The following is an 18,834-nucleotide window of genomic DNA, read 5'->3' on the forward strand; positions in this document are numbered from 1 at the left end:
GTTGCTTGTCATCCAGGGCGCAAAACAGTAACTTCTGCGCTGACATTGCAGGAGGATATGATGAGCTACAATCTCGCCGATTTACCCCAGGAAGAAATGGATAAAGTTAACGTCGACCTTGCCGCTGCCGGCGTGGCGTTCAAAGAGCGCTATAACATGCCCGTAGTGGCTGAAATGGTGGAGCGTGAGCAACCTGAACATCTGCGGACCTGGTTCCGTGAAAAGCTGATTGCCTATCGTCTGGCCTCGGTGAATCTTTCCCGTTTGCCGTATGAACCGAAGCAAAAATAAAAAATTAAGAATTTTCTCTTTGATTCAAAACTAGTGCTACTCTCTTCCTTGTTCAGTTGACCACAAGCTTTGGCTCATCCCTCACGATTGCAGGACGCAATCGTTGGATGAAAGATTAAGGAAGAACCTATGCCACGCTGGAATGTTGCCGCTGCGCAATACGGTGCCGTTGCCGGAAGTTATCAGGCCAACATCGACCACCATCTCGATTTCATTCGCTGTGCCGCCGAAGAAGGCATCGATCTTCTGGTTTTCCCTCATCTCTCTTTATCCGGATTAAGCCCCGACAACCATCCTCCGGCGTTTACCGATCCGCTGTTCGACCCGCTCAGCGAGGCTGCTCGCAGCTACCATATGACCGTGATCGTCGGCATGTCGCTCAGTGACGAGGCGCATAGCGCCGCCGGTATGGTAGGTTTTCTGCCGGATGGATCGCGTATCGCCTGTTGCAAACGTCCCGCAACGGCTATCGATGTAAATGCTCAACCCCCCGTCGCACCACTTTTGGGGCAACGTTCCCGCAATATTGCCCTGGCCGTTTGCGCCCAAAGCGATGATGAAGCCTGGCCCCGAAGCGCAGCTGATATCGGCGCCGATCTTTACGCCACCGGCGCCGCAATGACAGAACTAAGCTACCAGCAAGATGAGATGTATATGCAACGCTGGGCGCACAAATATGGACTCACCATTTTGCAGGCCAATTACGCCTGGTCCGGGGCAGAACTTCGCTCCGCTGGGCGCAGCGCATGTTGGGATAATTTAGGCCAGCTAGTCGTCAGGGCCGACCAGGGTGAATTGCTGGCGATTGGCCGCCGGGATGAGAGAGGTTGGCACGGCGAGGTCATTCCTTTACGCTAGTCGCCTGAGGCCTGTTTACGGAGACTGCGATGCTGCGCATTATTGATACGGAAACCTGCGGATTACAGGGAGGCGTAGTGGAAGTTGCGTCGGTCGATATCATCGACGGCAAGATTGTAAACCCGATGAGCGATCTTGTCCGTCCTGACCGACCAATAAGCCACCAGGCAATGGCCATCCATAAAATTACCGAAGAGATGGTGGCCGATAAACCCTGGATTGAAGACGTCATCCCCCGCTATATCGGAAGCCCCTATTACGTGGCGCACAACGCCAGTTTCGACAGCCGCATGCTGCCGGAAATGCAGGGCGACTGGATTTGCACGGTGAAGCTGGCGCGTCGCCTGTGGCCGGGCATCAAATACAGCAACATGGGCTTGTACAAATCGCTAAAGTTGCATGTGGATACACCTGCCGGGCTGCATCATCACCGCGCCCTGTTTGACTGTTATATCACCGCCGCCCTGCTGCTGAGAATTATGGACGTGTCCGGCTGGAACGCAGAAGATATGGTCACGATTACCGGGCGCCCGGCGCTGGTAACCACCATGATGTTTGGCAAATACCGGGGCAAACGCATTGCCGAAATAGCCGAAGACGACCCGGGTTATCTTCGCTGGATGCTCAACAACATCAAGGAGCTAACGCCGGATCTCCGCATGACGCTAAAACATTACCTGGCCGCCAGCGCGGCCGATTAATGCACGCGCCCTGGCAGCGTTCCCTGCGCCAGGGCAATCAGGAAAGCAAACTCCAGTGCCACGCCTTCGTAAGATTTGAAGCGCCCCGACTTGCCGCCGTGCCCGGAATCCATGTCGGTACAAAGCAGCAGCAAGGTTTCATCCCGCTTATAGTCACGTAATTTGGCAACCCACTTAGCCGGCTCCCAATACTGCACCTGCGAATCATGCAGCCCGGTGGTCACTAACAGATGGGGATAAGCCTGCTCACGAACCTGGTCGTAAGGGCTGTATTGCTTCATATAGCGGTAATATTCTTCATCCTGGGGGTTACCCCACTCTTCAAATTCCCCGGTGGTAAGCGGAATCGACTCGTCCAGCATCGTCGTTACAACGTCGACAAACGGCACCTGAGCCACCACGCCATGGAATAATTCAGGGCGCAGGTTGATAGCTGCCCCCATCAGCATTCCGCCCGCGCTGCCGCCCATCCCATAAAGCAGTTTAGGATCGCCATATCCCTGCCTGAGCAGCTCGTCGCACACGTCCAGATAGTCGTTAAAGGTATTCATCTTTTTCAGGTATTTACCGTCTTCATACCATTGCTGGCCCAGTTCACCGCCGCCGCGGACATGGGCGATGGCGAAGACAAACCCCCTGTCCAGCAGACTCAAACGGCTGCTGCTAAAGTCAGCATCCATACTGCTGCCGTAAGATCCATAGCCATAGACCAGCAGCGGGCTTTTGCCCCGGCGGAAGTGTTTCCGGTGATAAACCAGTGAGACCGGTACCAGAACGCCATCCCGCGCCGTCACCCACAGATGCTCGCTGCGGTAATGGCTAGCGTCAAAACCGGCAACCTGGGTTTGCTTGATAACCCGTCGCTCACCGCTGTCCATATCCAGCTCGAATAGGGTGTCCGGCGTTGTCATTGATGAGTAACCGTAGCGCAGGTGGGAGGTCTCAGGCTCAGGATTATAGCCGAGCCAGGTGACATAGGCCGGATCGTCAAAAGCGATGCCCGTGGACTCACGCGTATGGCGATTAATCTGGCGCAGGCTGGTCAATCCCTGCTGGCGCTCGGCAACCACCAGCCAGTCGCGGAACAGCGTAAAGTCTTCAAGCATGACCTGTTCCCGCGCGGCAATCAGCGTTTCCCACTGTTTTTCGTCCCGCACGGCGCTGCGGTAGAGTCCGAAATTTTTACCGTCTTTGTTGGAACGAATGTAGAACCCATGCTGGTAGTGATCGACCGTGTACTCATGATCTTTCCGGCGCGGGGCAAAAACTTGCGGCTCGGCGTCTGCCAGTTCGGCATCCAGTAACAAAGCCTCACTCGTCGTCGCGCTGGCAAGATGAATGACAACAAAATGCCGGGAGGTTGTTTTATGCACGCTGACGTAAAAAGCGTCATCTTTTTCTTCATACACCAGTTGGTCATCGGCCACCGGGTGGCCCAGCGTGTGCCGCCAGACCTGATAAGGCAGTAAGGTTTTGGGATGCTTGCGCACGTAGTAAAGCGTGACGGAGTCATTTGCCCAAACAAAACCGGTCGAGACGTTCTCCAGCAACTCCGGATACCAGTTTCCGGTTTTCAAATTGCGCAGACGGATGCCGAACTGACGGCGGGAGAGATAGTCCTCTGCCAGGGCCATCACGGCATTGTCCGGCGTAATGGCCAATCCACCCATGGTGTAGAACTCGCTATGGGCGGCACGCTGGTTGGCATCCAGCAAAACGTCCCACTCGCCCCACTCTTCTCTGACCGCAGATTGCCGCTGATAAATCGCGTACTCATTCCCTTTGTCATACACCTGGCGGTAGCGATAGCCGTTCTTCACATACGGGGCGGAAACATCGCGAGGAGGAACGCGAGCGATCATCTCTTTGAGCAACTGATCCTGCAGCGCGCGCTGGCTCTCCATGATCCTTTTCCCGTAATCATTTTCCTGCTCAAGGTATTTCAGCACCTCGGGATCGGCGCGGTCATCATCCCGCAGCCAGTAATAGTTATCCGTGCGGGTATCGCCATGCAGCGTCATAGCGTGAGGTATTTTTTTGGCTTTTGGCGGCATCACTTTCATCATTTTCCGTTTAACACCCCGTAAGGGTGGCAAATTCAGCCGGGCTTGCAAGCGGAACATGAAGGATTAAAAGAAAATGCCGGGAGAAACCCGGCACAGGCTGGTTGCAGGAGGATTACACCGCGAGCGGTTGTTTTTGCTGCTGAATATCTTGCTCAATACCGGAGCGGACATCCGGCGGTATGTTTAGCGCATCGCCCAGAGCGCTCAGGTAGCTACGTTCCATAAAGTGATCGATATCGATAGCCGTGCAGCTAAGGTAATAAAGCTCCAGCGCTTCCTCCTCATTTCTCACACCTTGTGCAAGCTGGTGAGGATCTAACGGCCTGTCGATAGCCCGTTCGACGAGCGCTTTACCTTCCCCGTCGATACCGACTTCACGCAGCTGTTGCTCAATAAACTGACGCTCTTTTGCATCGATATGGCCGTCGCTTTTCGCCGCAAAAACCAGCGCGGTAATTAATCTTTCGGTACGAACATCAACCGACGAGTGCGGCTCACTCCAGCCTGTGGAAACGGGCTGGCTCTGGCGAACCCGCTCCTTGTATTTGTTCCATAACACGCTTCCGGCCACGGCGCCGCCGCCGACCAGAAGCGCACTGGTGCCGTATTTTGTTAACAGTTTGCGGGAAGATTTACTCGCCAGCAGTAACCCGGCTAATCCACCCAGCGCCCCCGGCACCAGAAGTTTACCGATCCCTTCAGAGCTATTTCCGGCTGCAGGCTGTGAAGATTGAGGAGAAGTAGATTGCCCCAGGAGCGACTGAAGCTGCTGTAACCAGTTATTCATGACGGAGATCCTCTGTTGACTTAACTCGTCGAGAGTAGGCCACAGGACGTCAAGAAACGTCGGACAGCACTAAAGATGGGAAAAGAATCGCGCCGGCTACCCGGCGCTTACAGCAGAACCGTATTACGCGGCTTTGGTGCGTTTACGTCCAGGGTGTTCGCTGACGTTGTCTTCAGCCGCTGGCGATTGTTCAAGCGCTGAGGACTCCGCGTCTGGCTCAAACTGACTTAATTCAGGCTCTGGCAGCTTGCCGTTTTTCAATACGCCCGCCAGCAGATCCTTGTTTTCCGCCATCCACATCGCCAGGGTGTCACTCTGCCCTTCATTCAGCGCAATCGGGCTTTGCTGCAGCCAGTCGCCGAGGACTTCAGCCAGATCCAGCATTTTGTCGTAAGCGTCAGCATCCTTTTTACTGGCAAAGGCCATTTTTTCTTGTCCCTCTCTCACTACAACATATTTAATCTCGACCGCCATTTTGCAGCTCCGTTTTACCTGTTTATTTATACAGTATATCGTCATTCATTTTACCACACAAGCCGGAAAGCCGCTGCCAACGCAAACGTTTTCGTTTATACTACAGCGGTCTTTTTCTTTGTTAAGGCTAAATCACATGTCAACGTTGGGAACCGCTCTGCGCCCGGCAGCTACGCGAGTTATGCTGCTGGGTTCCGGTGAATTGGGTAAAGAAGTGGCCATTGAATGCCAGCGCCTCGGGGTAGAAGTTATCGCCGTCGATCGCTACGCAAATGCGCCGGCAATGCACGTCGCACACCGCAGCCACGTCATTAACATGCTGGATGCCGCGGCGCTAAAAACGCTTGTCGCCGCCGAAATGCCCGATTTTATCGTTCCTGAAATTGAAGCCATTGCCACCGATGCCCTGCTGGAGCTTGAAGCCCAGGGTCAGCGAGTGGTGCCGTGCGCCCGCGCCACCAAACTCACCATGAACCGCGAAGGGATCCGCCGCCTGGCCGCAGAAGAACTTCAGTTGCCCACTTCCAGCTATCGCTTCGCCGACAGCGAAGAAGCCTTCCAGCAGGCCGTGCATGAGATTGGTTTGCCGTGCATTGTGAAACCGGTAATGAGTTCCTCCGGCAAAGGCCAGAGCTTTATCCGCACAGCCGACCAACTGGCAAAAGCCTGGGAATACGCCCAGCTAGGTGGGCGGGCCGGTAAAGGCCGCGTTATCGTTGAAGGCGTGGTCAATTTTGATTTTGAAATCACCCTGCTGACCATCAGCGCCGTTGACGGCGTGCATTTCTGCGCGCCTATCGGGCACCGTCAGGAAGAGGGCGACTACCGTGAATCCTGGCAGCCACAGCAGATGAGCGACATCGCGCTGGCAAAATCGAAAGAGATTGCTGAAAAAGTGGTTACCGCTCTGGGCGGCCATGGCCTGTTCGGCGTGGAGCTGTTTGTCTGCGGCGATGAGGTGATTTTCAGTGAAGTCTCCCCTCGCCCGCACGACACTGGCATGGTGACGTTGATTTCACAGGATCTGTCTGAGTTTGCGCTGCACGTTCGCGCCTTCCTCGGCCTGCCTGTCGGCGAAATTCGTCAGTATGGCCCTGCCGCATCGGCGGTGATCCTGCCTGAGTTGCAAAGCGATAACGTTAAATTTAGTAACGTGGGGGCAGCGCTGGGCGGCGGTTTACAGGTTCGTCTTTTCGGTAAGCCGGAGATCGCAGGTAAACGCCGCATGGGCGTGGCGCTGGCAACCGGTAACAGTGTCGATGAGGCAGTGACAAGGGCCGTGACGTCAGCCGCTCAGGTAAAAGTTGAAGGATAAAAAAATCGCCCTCAAATTAGGGCGATTGAGTCAGTGGGCCCGCATACTGCGGGCTTTTTTATGGCTTACTGCTTGGCGCCTTCCACCGCTTCACGGGCAAGCTGAGTGATTCGGTCGTAGTCGCCCGCTTCCAGCGCATCGGCCGGAACCAGCCAGGAACCACCGATGCACAGCACGCTTTTAAGCGCCAGGTAATCGCGGTAGTTAGCCGGAGAGATCCCCCCGGTTGGACAGAAACGCACCTGAGAGAACGGCCCGGCAATGGCCTGTAGCGCTTTAGTGCCACCGTTGGCTTCAGCCGGGAAGAATTTGAACTCTTTCAGGCCATAGTCCATCCCCAGCATCAGTTCTGACACGGTGCTGATGCCTGGGATCAACGGAATGGTGCCTTCGGTCGCGGCTTTCAGCAGCGGCTCGGTCAGACCCGGGCTGATGGCAAACTGCGCGCCAGCTTCGGTCACTTCCGCAAGCTGCTGTGGGTTCAGCACGGTACCCGCGCCGATAATAGCTTCAGGCACTTCTTTCGCAATCGCACGAATGGCATCGATCGCACAAGCTGTACGCAGCGTGACTTCCAGCACGCGGACGCCACCGGCCACCAGCGCTTTCGCCATTGGCACCGCATGCTCCAGCTTGTTAACGACAATAACCGGCACAACCGGACCGGTTTTCAGGATCTGTTCTGCTGTAGTTTTCCAATTTTTCATCTGAGCGCCTCTTAGCCACTTTTAATCTGTTCCGGGCATTACTGCCTCGGGCTTAAAATTTAATGCAGGTTGCGCCTTGTTCAGCGCCAGAAAGCTGTTCGCGCAATGCGCCGAATAGCTCCCGACCAGTCCCTACGCGCTCGGCGCTGAGATCCGGGTGATAAGCAGTGCGCGCCGCAAGTACGGCTTCATCGACCAGCAACGTTAGCTCGCCCGTTTGGCCGTTGACGCGAATAATGTCGCCATCCTGCACCTTCGCCAGCAGCCCGCCGTCATACGCTTCCGGGGTAACATGGATTGCGGAAGGCACCTTCCCTGAGGCACCGGACAGTCTTCCATCTGTCACCAGAGCAATTTTGAAACAGCGGTCCAATAATACTCCAAGCGGCGGCATAAGTTTATGCAATTCTGGCATGCCGTTCGCTTTTGGCCCCTGATGGCGGACGACGACAACGCAATCGCGGTCCAGTTTGCCGGCTTCAAAAGCAGGCAATACGTCATGCTGACTTTCAAAAATAACCGCAGGGGCTTCAATCACCTGATTTTCTACCGGCACCGCTGAGGTTTTCATCACCGCCCGGCCCAGATTCCCGCTCAGCACTTTGGTTCCGCCGTGGCGGGAGAATGGTTTTTCCATCGTGGCAATAACGTCGCTATCCAACGGCTGGCTCGCGCCTTCACGCCAGGCAAGCTGACCGTTGTCGAGCCACGGCTCCATGGTGTAGTGATGCAGGCCAAAACCGGCCACGGTGTTAACGTCTTCGTGCAGCAGGCCACCTTTCAGCAGCTCACGCAGCAGCACCGGCACACCGCCCGCCGCCTGGAAGTGGTTAATGTCGGCAGGGCCATTCGGGTAGAGGCGCGCCAGCAGCGGCACAATTTCGGAGATCTCGGAGAAGTCGTCCCAGTTAATAATGATCCCGGCCGCGCGAGCCATCGCAACAAGATGCATGGTGTGGTTCGTCGAGCCGCCGGTAGCCAGCAGTGCAACAATGCCGTTCACCACCACTTTCTCATCAATCATTTTCCCGAGAGGCATCCATTCGTTGCCGTTGCCGGTCAGGCGAGTGACCTGGCGCGCCGCTGCGTCCGTCAGCGCGTGACGCAACTCTGCATCAGGCTGAACAAACGACGACCCCGGCAACTGCATGCCCATAAACTCAACCACCATCTGGTTGGTATTCGCCGTGCCGTAGAAAGTACAGGTCCCCGGCGCGTGATAAGAGGCAGCTTCCGCTTCCAGCAGCGCGAGGCGGTCAACTTTACCTTCCGCATAAAGCTGGCGAATGCGGACTTTTTCTTTGTTCGGCAAGCCGCTGGCCATCGGACCTGATGGCACAAAGACTGCAGGGAGATGCCCAAACGACAGCGCGGCCATCGTCAGCCCCGGCACGATTTTGTCGCACACGCCAAGATAGAGCGCCCCGTCAAACATGTTATGGGAAAGGCCAACGGCGGTAGACATGGCAATCACTTCCCGGCTCAGCAGCGAAAGCTCCATACCATCCTGGCCCTGAGTCACCCCGTCGCACATCGCCGGGACACCGCCTGCAACCTGCCCCACCGCGCCCACGGAATGCAGCGCCTTACGGATTTGCTCAGGATAATGTTCATACGGCTGATGGGCGGAGAGCATGTCGTTGTAGGACGTGATGATCGCAATATTGTTACGCAGCATGCTTTTCAGCGCCGCCTTATCGTCCGGCTGGCAGGCAGCGAAACCATGCGCGAGGTTACCGCAGGCAAGTTCCGAGCGGTGAACCGTGTTGCTCCGGGCTTTCTCAATGCGTGCCAGGTAGGCTTCGCGCGTTGGGCGGGAGCGTTCGATAATACGTGATGTTACCCGTAACAAATTTGGATGCATAGAAGTTCCTCAGAAAGTGGCTGTTCTCCCGCATTGATACCGTCATGTTCAGAGCTGATGAAAGTAACTTTGTTGCCCATCGTAGCCCATCAGACTTGATGCCGGGAGCAAAAACGCTTCAGCTAGTGTAAATAAAAAAGCCCCGCGGGTGAATCCACGCGGGGCTATTATTCATAAAAAACTATGCCACTTCTGTGTTAGATCATGTTACCGGTAAAATAAGGTCCCTTTGTTAGTGACTTTTTACCGGCCATGTTCACGGCCTGTTACTCAAACTCGTTCCAGGAGTGGCCGTCACGGGTAATCATCGCCACGGAAGCCACCGGCCCCCAGGTACCGGCCTGATAAGGTTTCGGCGCATCGTTATCCGCAGCCCAGGCTTCGGTAATGGAGTCGACCCATTTCCACGCCTCTTCCACTTCATCACGACGAACAAACAGCGCCTGAATGCCCCGCATGGTTTCCAGCAGCAGACGTTCATAGGCATCTGCCAGGTGAGATTCATTGAAGGTCTCGGAGTAGCTCAGATCCAGCTTGGTGGTTTGCAGGTTATGCTTGTGCTCCAGGCCCGGGACTTTGTTCAGGATCTGAATATCCACGCCTTCATCCGGCTGCAGACGGATAGTCAGCTTGTTCTGCGGCAATTCCTGCCAGGAATCTTTAAACAGATTCAGCGCAGGGTTTTTGAAGTAAACCACGACTTCAGAACATTTGGTTGGCAGACGTTTACCGGTACGCAGGTAGAACGGCACGCCGGCCCAACGCCAGTTATCGATATCTACGCGAATAGCCACGAAGGTTTCGGTGGCGCTGGATTTGTTCGCGCCCTCTTCTTCCAGGTAACCAGGCACTTTCTTGCCCTGCGCAAAGCCTGCGGTGTACTGACCGCGCACGGTTTTATCACGCACGTTGGTGCGGTCAATGCGGCGCAGCGACTGCAGAACCTTCACTTTCTCATCGCGAATATGGTCCGCAGTCAAATCATACGGGGGAGACATGGCAATCATGCACAGGATCTGCAGCAGGTGGTTTTGGATCATGTCGCGCATCTGCCCGGCCTGATCGAAGTAACCCCAGCGGCCTTCAATACCCACTTCTTCGGCCACGGTGATTTCTACGTGATCGATAGTGCGGTTGTCCCAGTTGTTAGCGAACAGGGAGTTAGCAAAACGCAGTGCCAGCAGGTTAAGAACGGTTTCTTTACCCAGATAGTGGTCGATGCGGTAAACCTGGCACTCTTCAAAGAACTCGCCCACCTGATCGTTGATCTGCTGGGAAGTTTCGAGGGAAGTCCCCAGCGGTTTTTCCATGACGACGCGAGCAGGCTTGGCGTTAAGCTTCGCTTTACCTAACCCTTTGCAGATAGCGCCAAAGGTGCTTGGCGGCATAGCGAAATAGTTGATGGTGACGCGATTCTGCTGGTCGAGCATTTTCCCCAGCTTGGTAAAAGCAGAGGTGTCGTTGACGTCCAGGTTACAGAAATCCAGACGACCGCTCAGTTTGTCCCAGAGGCTCTCGTCAATCTTCTCTTTCATGAAGGTTTCGAGGGCTTCGCGGACAACTTTGGTGTATGCCTCTTTATCCCACTCTGCGCGGCCAACACCCAGAATACGGGTCTCCGGATGGATTTGACCTGCTTTTTCCAGCTGATACAGGGATGGCAACAGTTTCCGGCGCGCCAGGTCGCCTTTTGCACCGAAAATGACCAGGTCGCACGCCTGGGCTGTTTGCGTTACCGCCATGTTTGTCTCCTCGTTTCGGATATCCCGGCTTTTACCGGCCCTTTGGGGCCCGGATAGCATTAAGCCAGGCACGTCTTGTAATTTTATTACGCTGCAATGTACTGCTTTTGCTGAATCGAGGACAACCGTTAACCCCGGTTTGACCGCCTCAATTGCTAACTTTTCCCACAATGCCGCACTAAAGCGTCATTTACTGGCGTTTTATTGTGCGATGTAACCGTTGCCAAAGTTAGACACCGATCATGTAATGAAAAAAAACAACAACATTACCTGGGCGACTCGCCCTATCACATTTTAGCAAGAGTATATTCTTGCTAAATCGGCCCACGATTTCTTCTGTTGCTGAAATCGCTAAAACCCATGAGTGCCCGCCTTTATGAATATGCTGGAAAAAATCCAGTCACAGCTGGAACACCTTAGCAAATCGGAACGCAAAGTCGCAGAAGTGATTCTTGCTGCGCCTCAGGACGCTATTCACTCCAGCATCGCGACGCTTGCCCGCAGCGCGGACGTCAGCGAGCCCACCGTGAACCGCTTTTGCCGTCGCCTTGAAACCAAGGGCTTCCCGGATTTTAAACTGCATTTAGCTCAGAGTCTGGCGAATGGTACGCCGTATGTAAACCGGAATGTTGATGAAGATGATAGCGTCGAGTCCTATACCGGCAAGATTTTTGAATCCGCTATGGCGGGCCTTGACCGGGTTCGTCAGTCGCTGGATATGTCTGCGGTGAACCGGGCCGTGGATTTGCTTACCCAGGCAAAGAAAATTGCCTTTTTTGGACTCGGATCGTCCGCCGCCGTCGCGCACGACGCTACCAACAAGTTTTTCCGCTTTAATGTCCCGGTGATTTACTCAGATGACGTTGTTATGCAACGTATGAGCTGTATGAATTGTACCGAGCAGGACGTGGTGGTGCTTATCTCTCACACCGGCCGGACTAAAAATCTGGTTGAGCTGGCGCAGTTAGCCCGTGAAAACGATGCCATTGTGCTCGCCATCACATCGGAAGGCAGCCCGCTTGCCCGTGAGGCGACGCTTTCCCTGCTGCTGGATGTGCCAGAAGATACTGATATTTATATGCCGATGGTGTCTCGTCTGGCGCAGTTGACCGTCATTGATGTGCTGGCGACGGGCTTTACTTTGCGTCGAGGGGCAAAATTCAGGGATAACTTGAAGCGAGTCAAGGAAGCGCTCAAAGAATCGCGCTTTGATAAAGAACGTCTTCTCTCAGGCGATGAACGTTAATTTTTGATAACAAAGTTGTAACTTATTAGGCTGTTCGGTTACGTTGTCATGGGTGTTCACAGCACACCCTGACCTACCGAGTTTTTGTTCACGCAACACCAAGTTGTTTCAGTCAACGGAGTAATACATGTCCAGACGGCTACGTAGAACCAAAATCGTTACCACCTTAGGCCCGGCAACCGACCGCGATAATAATTTAGAAAAAATTATTGCCGCCGGCGCTAACGTGGTGCGAATGAACTTCTCCCACGGCTCAGCTGAAGACCATCAGCTGCGTGCAGATAAAGTGCGTGAAATTGCCGCAAAACTGGGGCGCCACGTGGCGATCCTCGGCGATTTGCAAGGCCCTAAAATTCGCGTATCTACCTTCAAAGAAGGCAAAGTATTCCTTAACCTGGGCGACAAATTCCTGCTGGATGCCAACCTCGGCAAAGGCGAAGGCGACAAAGAGAAAGTGGGCATCGACTATAAAGGCCTCCCGGCCGACGTTGTCCCAGGCGACATCCTTCTGCTCGACGATGGCCGCGTGCAGCTCAAAGTGCTGGAAGTCCAGGGCCTGAAAGTGTTTACCGAAGTGACCGTAGGCGGCCCGCTGTCTAACAACAAAGGGATCAACAAGCTGGGCGGGGGGCTGTCTGCAGAAGCGCTGACTGACAAAGACAAAGCCGACATTGTTACCGCGGCAAAAATTGGCGTTGATTACCTGGCCGTCTCCTTCCCACGCTGCGGCGAAGATTTGAACTATGCCCGTCGTCTGGCGCGTGATGCGGGCTGCGATGCGAAAATTGTGGCGAAAGTAGAACGCGCGGAAGCGGTTTGCGACGAAGCCGCAATGGACGACATTATTCTCGCCTCTGACGTGGTGATGGTAGCCCGCGGTGACCTGGGCGTAGAAATCGGCGACCCGGAGCTGGTTGGCATCCAGAAAACCCTGATTCGTCGTGCACGTAAGCTGAATCGTGCCGTGATCACCGCCACCCAGATGATGGAGTCGATGATCACCAACCCAATGCCAACCCGTGCGGAAGTCATGGACGTGGCAAACGCCGTACTCGACGGCACCGATGCGGTGATGCTGTCGGCAGAAACGGCGGCAGGCCAGTATCCTGCTGAAACCGTAGCGGCAATGGCGCGGGTTTGCCTGGGTGCAGAGAAAATCCCAAGCATTAACGTCTCCAAGCACCGTCTCGACGTGCAGTTCGATAACGTGGAAGAAGCCATTGCGATGTCCGCGATGTATGCCGCTAACCACCTCAAAGGGGTTACCGCCATCATTTCGATGACCGAGTCCGGGCGTACCGCGCTGATGACGTCCCGTATCAGCTCCGGCTTGCCTATTTTTGCGCTCTCTCGCCATGAGCGTACGCTGAACCTCACGTCACTCTATCGCGGCGTGACCCCGGTTTACTTTGACAGCGCAAGCGAAGGCGTCGCCGCCGCTAACGATGCGGTAAACCTCCTCCGGGATAAAGGCTACCTGATTTCTGGCGACCTGGTCATCGTGACCCAGGGCGACGTGATGAGCACCATTGGCACCACCAACACCACGCGTATCCTCTGCGTTGAGTAATTCTCGCCCGCGATAAAGCCCGACAGAGCCGCGACACACGTTCGCGGCTTTTTTATTATCTGCCCCGCTTCCCTGGCCGTAAACCCACACGCAATACAGCGTTTTAATTTCCACATCATTGTGAAATGATATGTTATAACGTAACAATTGATGGCAAGGTAGAGTCTTACGGCGCCACTTTCTGAACAGGCACGTTCATTCTGAGTCGATACATACACAATGAAAATCAAACGCCCCTTCCCGTATGCCTGCGTCGCATTGACGTTTTTTTCTTCTCCGCTTTTGGCCGCCAGCTGCCCTCCCGCTGAGTGTGAAGAAAACATCACCGTAGAAAGCCGAACGCCCGCAGAACTTCAGCCCGCAGCCGGCACGGCGTCACGCCTGGGCCTGACGAATAAAGAAATCCCCCGCTATGTGGAAACCTTTTCACAAAAAGAGATCCGCGTCCGCGGCGACCGCACGCTGGCCGAAACCGTCAGCCATGCAACCGGCATGTCCGGTGTCGCTTCCCCTACGCTCTCCAATAGCTTCTCACTGCGCGGCTTTATGCCGGTTAGCTGGCTATTGGACGGGATGGAAATGCCAGGCAGCACGCTCCAGTTGGGCAACCCGGCACACTACGGCCAGGTGGATATTTTGCACGGCCCCGGTTCCACCCTGAACGGTTTGAGCGCTACCGCCGGCAGCGTCAATCTTGTGTCACGTCAGCCCAGCTTCGTGGACACACCGGCGATGCTCAACTATCAGTTCGGCAGCTACAGCACCCAGGCATTGCAGGGCGGAGCGGGAGGAACGCTGTTGCAGGACAAAATAGCCTGGCGGCTGGATGCTTCAGGCAGCGGCGGTAACAGTCAGGTCCAGCATGAGCGCAATCGACAGTCGAGGGTCAGCGGCTCGCTGCTCTTCCGCCTGACCGACGACACCACCCTGACGCTCTACGGCGACCGGATGAACAACCGGAGCAACAATCCTTACTTCGGGACCCCATTGATTGAGGGCAAAGCACTGAAGTCACTGCGCGGCCTGAACTACAATAATCTGACCGACGCCACGATTGCCAGCCACGCAACGGCCTTGCAGGCCGTACTGGACAGCACTCTCGCTCCGGGGCTGAGCTTCAACAACCATACCTGGTATTACACCGGCTACCGCGCCTGGCACAACGTGGAACGCTATCGCTACAGCGCAGCAGCTCCGGACTTAGTGAATCGCGACTCCTGGGGCGATCTGAGCCATAAGAATACCCTGCTGGCTAACAGGTCGAGTCTGTCCCTGGACGGTCCTCTGCTGGGGTTGGATAACCGCCTGGTGGCCGGGATCGAGCTGCAAACCAGCCGCTTTGATTATCAAAAAAACGGCTTCCCAGGCTCGCAAGATGTGCCCATATTTAATCCGCCGCGTGAGCCTTTCAGTGCCGAAACCGGCGTTACCCGCACGCCCTGGAGTCGGGTCACTCAACGCCAGTCTGCGGCTTTTCTCGAAGACAGCCTGCAGTTGACCCGCAGCCTCAGCCTGCTAAGCCAGCTGCGCTTTACGAAGCTGGATATGGACTGGCGCTACTACACGCCGGCGCGCAGTGAAAGTCAGACCTACAGCTTCCTGAATTCAGGTCTCGGCCTGAACTGGGATATCACCGACAACACCACGCTATACGTCAGCTATGCCAACGGCAAAGAGGCTGGAGGCGACATCTTTTTCTTAAGCGCCGACCAGACTCATCTGCCGCTGACGCAGTCACAGCAGTGGGAAACAGGGATCAAGAGCCAGTTCTGGGATAACAAAGTGGCCACCCGGCTTGCTCTCTACCAGCTACGTAAAAATAACCTCTTCACTCCTTCAGCTATCACGCCGGGGGAGCTTACCGCCGTGGGGCAGCAGACATCTCGGGGAATTGAGTTTTCCACGACTATTCAGCCCAACGAGCGCTGGGAGATGGCGGGAAATCTGGCCTGGACTCACGCAAGATTTGACCGTTTTAGCGCGGGTAACCCGCCTGAAAATCTGGACGGGAATCAACCGGCTTATGTCCCGACCTGGACCGGCAATCTCGCACTTACCTGGCACCCCATAGCTCCTCTCAGCTTGCGGAGTGACCTGCGCTATGTTGGCAGCAGCTTCAATGACAATCGCAATACCCGACCGATGGACGATTACATTACCCTGGATCTGGCCGCAGAATACCGGCTGACGCCTAAAGTGACCGTGGGTACGCGGGTGCGCAACCTGACCGACACGTTTTATACCTGGCAGCGGACTTACGACGGCCAGGCGCTGATCGCGCCGTCACGCACCTGGGAAGGTTGGGTGACGGTATGGTTCTGAGGACCGTACCAGCGGCTTTAATTCTTGTGGCAGCGGGACTTCTGTTTCCCTCAGCTCTACGGGCTATTACCCTCCCTAATTGTGCTGAACCACAGCGCTTTGCTGCCGTACCGACGCGTATCGTGGTTTACGGCAATCCGGCGCTGGAAAATCTTCTGGCGCTAGGGGCGCAGGAAAAGATTGTCGGCATCGTGGGCTACGATCCAGCCCACGACCCTCAGCACCTGGCTGACGGCAACGCTCTTTCACTGCCGATCGTGGCAAAGAAGGGGCTCATTTCTGCTGAGGCGCTGCTGATGCTGCATCCTGACATGGTCTACTCCTCAAGCTGGTACTGGTTCTGGTCACCTGAAGGAGCGACCCGCGACCAAATGACATCGTGGGGGATATCGACTTGGCTTTCATCAGGCGCCTGCGGAGGTCAGCAAAGTACCCCAGGGCGAAATATCAGCTTTGATGCGCTGTTTCAGGAAATTGAGGATTTAGCGCAAATTTTACGCCGGGAAAAACAGGGCAAGACGCTTGTAGACCAAAACCGAAAGTACCTGGCAGCCCTGCGCCAGCGTGCGGGCACATTGCCCCCGGCTCGTCTCCTCTGGTGGTATTCCGGCACGGATTCACCCTACGTGGCCGGGTGCTGCGGCGCGCCGAATATGCTGAGCATGGCCAGCGGCAGTCAAAATATTTTCTCCGATCTCTCTGCGCTGTGGCCAAACGTTGCCTGGGAAGAGATAGCCCGTCGCGATCCGGACATTTTGGTGCTCGCCGATCTGCCCCGGGGCGGCCCCGGGGATAGTGCCAAAGATAAAATAGCCTTTGTCGAGCATTTCCCTCTCACCGCCGGGCTGCGCGCCGTGAAGGAAAAGAAATTCATCATCCTGTCCGGCTATGACATGGATCCCTCGATCCGCTCGCTGGACGCGCTAAACCGGCTCATTGCCTCACTTTCTACCAAGGAAAAACATGACTGACATCACATGGAACACTCTTGTCACGCTCTGGGATCGGCAACAAAGCGCTTATATCGCCAGCCGGGAAGCGCGCTTCGACGCCCTGATGGACATACTCGCCCTGCAGTTTGACGATGCCTTTTCACTGCTCGAACTCGGGTGTGGGCCGGGTTCCCTCACGAGGCGCATCCTGCAACGGTTCCCTGCTGTGCACGTTACCGCGGTGGATGTTGATCCGGTCATGCTGGCCATCGCCCGTGAAACGCTGCTTCCTTTCGGCGATCGGGTGCGTATTCTTTCGGCCGATTTGGCCACGCCTGACTGGCAGCAAAAAATGGTCGGGGCTCGCCCGGAAGCGATTGTTTCAAGCACCGCGTTACACTGGTTAATGCCCGACAGACAGCATGCTCTGCACGGTGAAATTCATAGAATGCTGGCCGATAACGGCGTGTTCCTGAATGCCGATCACCAGCGTTTTAACCCCGCGGACCTCCACAAGAAAGCGATCAGCGAGCGCCACGATGCCCAAACTCAGCAGCGGGCCTGGGCTCACGGTGCCGTGGACTGGGAGGCGTGGTTTACCCTCGCTAAAGAGATAGAGGACATCGCCAGGCTGATTCCGGCCCGGGAAGCGGTGTTCGCGGGGCGCCCGGTTCCCCCGCCGACAACGGTGGCCTTTCAGCTGGCAAGCCTGAGTCAGGCTGGTTTCAGCGAAACAGGCACGCTGTGGCAGCTTATGGACGATTACCTGATTGCCGGCTGGAAATAAGTGCGTGAAGCCGCTGCGCCTGCTGCTGTGTGCCATCGTCACTTTGCTGGGATTGATTTATAGCCTGCGCTACGGGGCAGTCACATTATCCTTAAGCGAAGTGATTCAGCTCCTGAATCCGCGTCCCGCAGAGGATCCCGTTCTGGCCCTGTATCAGAAAGTCGTCTGGTCGCTGCGACTGCCCAGGGCGCTGCTGGCGATGGCCTGCGGCGGTGGGCTGGCGCTGGCTGGCGCCGTGCTACAGACATTAACCCGTAACTCGCTGGCTGACCCGTGGCTGCTCGGCATCTCTTCCGGCGCCGGTCTGGGCGCCGTGCTCATTATTGCGCTCGGCGTCCAGCCGCTGCTCATAGCCATGCCCTCCGGCGCGTTTATCGGGGCGCTGACCGCATTCGCTCTGGTTGTGCTAATGGCTGGCCGGGCCGTGACGCAGCCAGCGCGATTTATGCTATCTGGCGTGGCCGTGGGGCAGTTACTGAGCGCCTTCACCTCGCTGATTGTTTTCTGGCAAACGGACGCCACCACCTCACGTGGCTTTACCTTCTGGCTGCTTGGCGCGTTTGGTCAGGCCACCTGGCAGCAGGTCGCGATTTGCAGCGGCGCGCTGTTTGTTATCGGCACATTTTGTCTGGCGCTATCCCCGACGCTAAACGTCATGGCGCTGGGTAATGTTGCCGCTCAGGGGCTGGGCGTTAACGTAGCCGCGCTGCAAATGTGGCTCTACCTCTCCATGACGATATTAACCGCCACGATGGTCGCCTTTTGTGGGGCGATCGGCTTTGTCGGTCTGACCGTTCCACACCTGGCAAAGCTGATGTTCGGCCATCGCCACCAGTGGGTTTTACCCGCCAGCGTGTTCTTCGGCGCGCTGCTGACGCTGGCTTCCGACACGCTTGCGCGCACGCTATTTGCTCCGCGGGAGCTGCCTCCCGGCGTCATCACGGCGCTGATCGGCGTGCCGGTGTTTCTTCTCGCCCTGCGCCACCGCCCACAACCCTGACCCCTCCGCCCCCAGGCCGTTTCGCACGAACAGGCTCTTGCCCTCCCGCCGCCTCGAGAGTTATCACGAAATTGTTAACTCTTGAGGAGGATTTAGTAAGTATTCTTTTTATAAAGTGCAGGCATAAATACATGAGGAGCCCCGTCTTTCCGCCCGGCTCTCCGTTCTCACT

16 protein-coding genes are annotated in these 18,834 nt (G+C 55.9%); 10 read left to right on the top strand and 6 right to left on the bottom strand.

The features are described 5' to 3' along the window. The first annotated feature begins 60 nt into the window (after positions 1 to 60). From AAIE02_RS09140 to exoX, 3 genes are all read left to right on the top strand, one after another. A complete protein-coding gene (locus AAIE02_RS09140; RefSeq protein WP_008453979.1) occupies positions 61 to 291 on the top strand; it encodes a DNA polymerase III subunit theta in 231 nt (76 codons plus the stop codon). Between the two features lie 129 nt (positions 292 to 420). After that, complete coding sequence (locus AAIE02_RS09145) at positions 421 to 1,149, top strand: carbon-nitrogen hydrolase family protein (RefSeq protein WP_336982382.1); 729 nt, start codon at positions 421 to 423, stop codon at positions 1,147 to 1,149. Between the two features lie 29 nt (positions 1,150 to 1,178). Continuing rightward, the gene (exoX, locus tag AAIE02_RS09150) at positions 1,179 to 1,850 is read left to right on the top strand and encodes an exodeoxyribonuclease X (RefSeq protein ID WP_166991849.1); all 672 of its coding nucleotides are present in this window, start codon (positions 1,179 to 1,181) and stop codon (positions 1,848 to 1,850) included. Here the strand turns inward: exoX and ptrB are convergent. The 3 genes from ptrB to AAIE02_RS09165 form a co-directional block, all read right to left on the bottom strand. Next, complete coding sequence (gene ptrB, locus AAIE02_RS09155; protein ID WP_498532684.1) at positions 1,847 to 3,904, bottom strand: oligopeptidase B; 2,058 nt, start codon at positions 3,902 to 3,904, stop codon at positions 1,847 to 1,849. The genes exoX and ptrB overlap by 4 nt on opposite strands. 124 nt (positions 3,905 to 4,028) lie before the next feature. Next, on the bottom strand, positions 4,029 to 4,703 hold the full coding sequence (locus tag AAIE02_RS09160) for a tellurite resistance TerB family protein (protein WP_008453974.1): 675 nt from the start codon (positions 4,701 to 4,703) through the stop codon (positions 4,029 to 4,031). A gap of 123 nt (positions 4,704 to 4,826) precedes the next feature. Continuing rightward, complete coding sequence (locus AAIE02_RS09165) at positions 4,827 to 5,177, bottom strand: YebG family protein (RefSeq protein WP_498532405.1); 351 nt, start codon at positions 5,175 to 5,177, stop codon at positions 4,827 to 4,829. Positions 5,178 to 5,313: 136 nt separating this feature from the next. On the opposite strand from AAIE02_RS09165, the gene purT reads away from it, so the two are divergent. Next, positions 5,314 to 6,492 (top strand): formate-dependent phosphoribosylglycinamide formyltransferase, encoded by a 1,179-nt coding sequence (gene purT / locus AAIE02_RS09170; protein ID WP_498532406.1) that lies wholly within the window; start codon positions 5,314 to 5,316, stop codon positions 6,490 to 6,492. Between the two features lie 65 nt (positions 6,493 to 6,557). On the opposite strand, the gene kdgA is transcribed toward purT, so the two are convergent. From kdgA to zwf, 3 genes are all read right to left on the bottom strand, one after another. After that, entirely contained in the window at positions 6,558 to 7,199 is a 642-nt protein-coding gene (kdgA, locus tag AAIE02_RS09175; RefSeq protein ID WP_498532407.1) for a bifunctional 4-hydroxy-2-oxoglutarate aldolase/2-dehydro-3-deoxy-phosphogluconate aldolase, read from the bottom strand. A gap of 52 nt (positions 7,200 to 7,251) precedes the next feature. Then, complete coding sequence (edd, locus tag AAIE02_RS09180) at positions 7,252 to 9,063, bottom strand: phosphogluconate dehydratase (protein ID WP_008453966.1); 1,812 nt, start codon at positions 9,061 to 9,063, stop codon at positions 7,252 to 7,254. A 266-nt stretch (positions 9,064 to 9,329) separates the two neighbouring features. Continuing rightward, entirely contained in the window at positions 9,330 to 10,805 is a 1,476-nt protein-coding gene (gene zwf, locus AAIE02_RS09185) for a glucose-6-phosphate dehydrogenase (protein WP_498532408.1), read from the bottom strand. Positions 10,806 to 11,181: 376 nt separating this feature from the next. Between zwf and AAIE02_RS09190 the strand changes: the two genes are divergently transcribed. The 6 genes from AAIE02_RS09190 to AAIE02_RS09215 all read left to right on the top strand — a co-directional run bounded on the left by AAIE02_RS09190 (position 11,182) and on the right by AAIE02_RS09215 (position 18,662). Further along, positions 11,182 to 12,051 (top strand): MurR/RpiR family transcriptional regulator, encoded by an 870-nt coding sequence (locus tag AAIE02_RS09190; RefSeq protein ID WP_336982391.1) that lies wholly within the window; start codon positions 11,182 to 11,184, stop codon positions 12,049 to 12,051. Between the two features lie 127 nt (positions 12,052 to 12,178). Continuing rightward, the gene (pyk, locus tag AAIE02_RS09195; RefSeq protein ID WP_008453961.1) at positions 12,179 to 13,621 is read left to right on the top strand and encodes a pyruvate kinase; all 1,443 of its coding nucleotides are present in this window, start codon (positions 12,179 to 12,181) and stop codon (positions 13,619 to 13,621) included. A 219-nt stretch (positions 13,622 to 13,840) separates the two neighbouring features. Beyond that, the gene (locus AAIE02_RS09200) at positions 13,841 to 15,943 is read left to right on the top strand and encodes a TonB-dependent siderophore receptor (protein ID WP_498532409.1); all 2,103 of its coding nucleotides are present in this window, start codon (positions 13,841 to 13,843) and stop codon (positions 15,941 to 15,943) included. 26 nt (positions 15,944 to 15,969) lie between these two features. Beyond that, the gene (locus tag AAIE02_RS09205; protein ID WP_498532410.1) at positions 15,970 to 16,914 is read left to right on the top strand and encodes an ABC transporter substrate-binding protein; all 945 of its coding nucleotides are present in this window, start codon (positions 15,970 to 15,972) and stop codon (positions 16,912 to 16,914) included. Further along, positions 16,907 to 17,662 carry a class I SAM-dependent methyltransferase gene (locus AAIE02_RS09210; protein ID WP_498532411.1) on the top strand — a complete coding sequence of 252 codons (756 nt, stop codon included), beginning with the start codon at positions 16,907 to 16,909 and terminating at the stop codon, positions 17,660 to 17,662. Before AAIE02_RS09205 ends, AAIE02_RS09210 begins: the two co-directional genes overlap by 8 nt. A 4-nt stretch (positions 17,663 to 17,666) precedes the next feature. Next, positions 17,667 to 18,662 carry a FecCD family ABC transporter permease gene (locus AAIE02_RS09215; RefSeq protein ID WP_336708213.1) on the top strand — a complete coding sequence of 332 codons (996 nt, stop codon included), beginning with the start codon at positions 17,667 to 17,669 and terminating at the stop codon, positions 18,660 to 18,662. Positions 18,663 to 18,834 lie beyond the last annotated feature (172 nt).

This window comes from Cedecea sp. Ae19-4 (genome assembly GCF_059801165.1).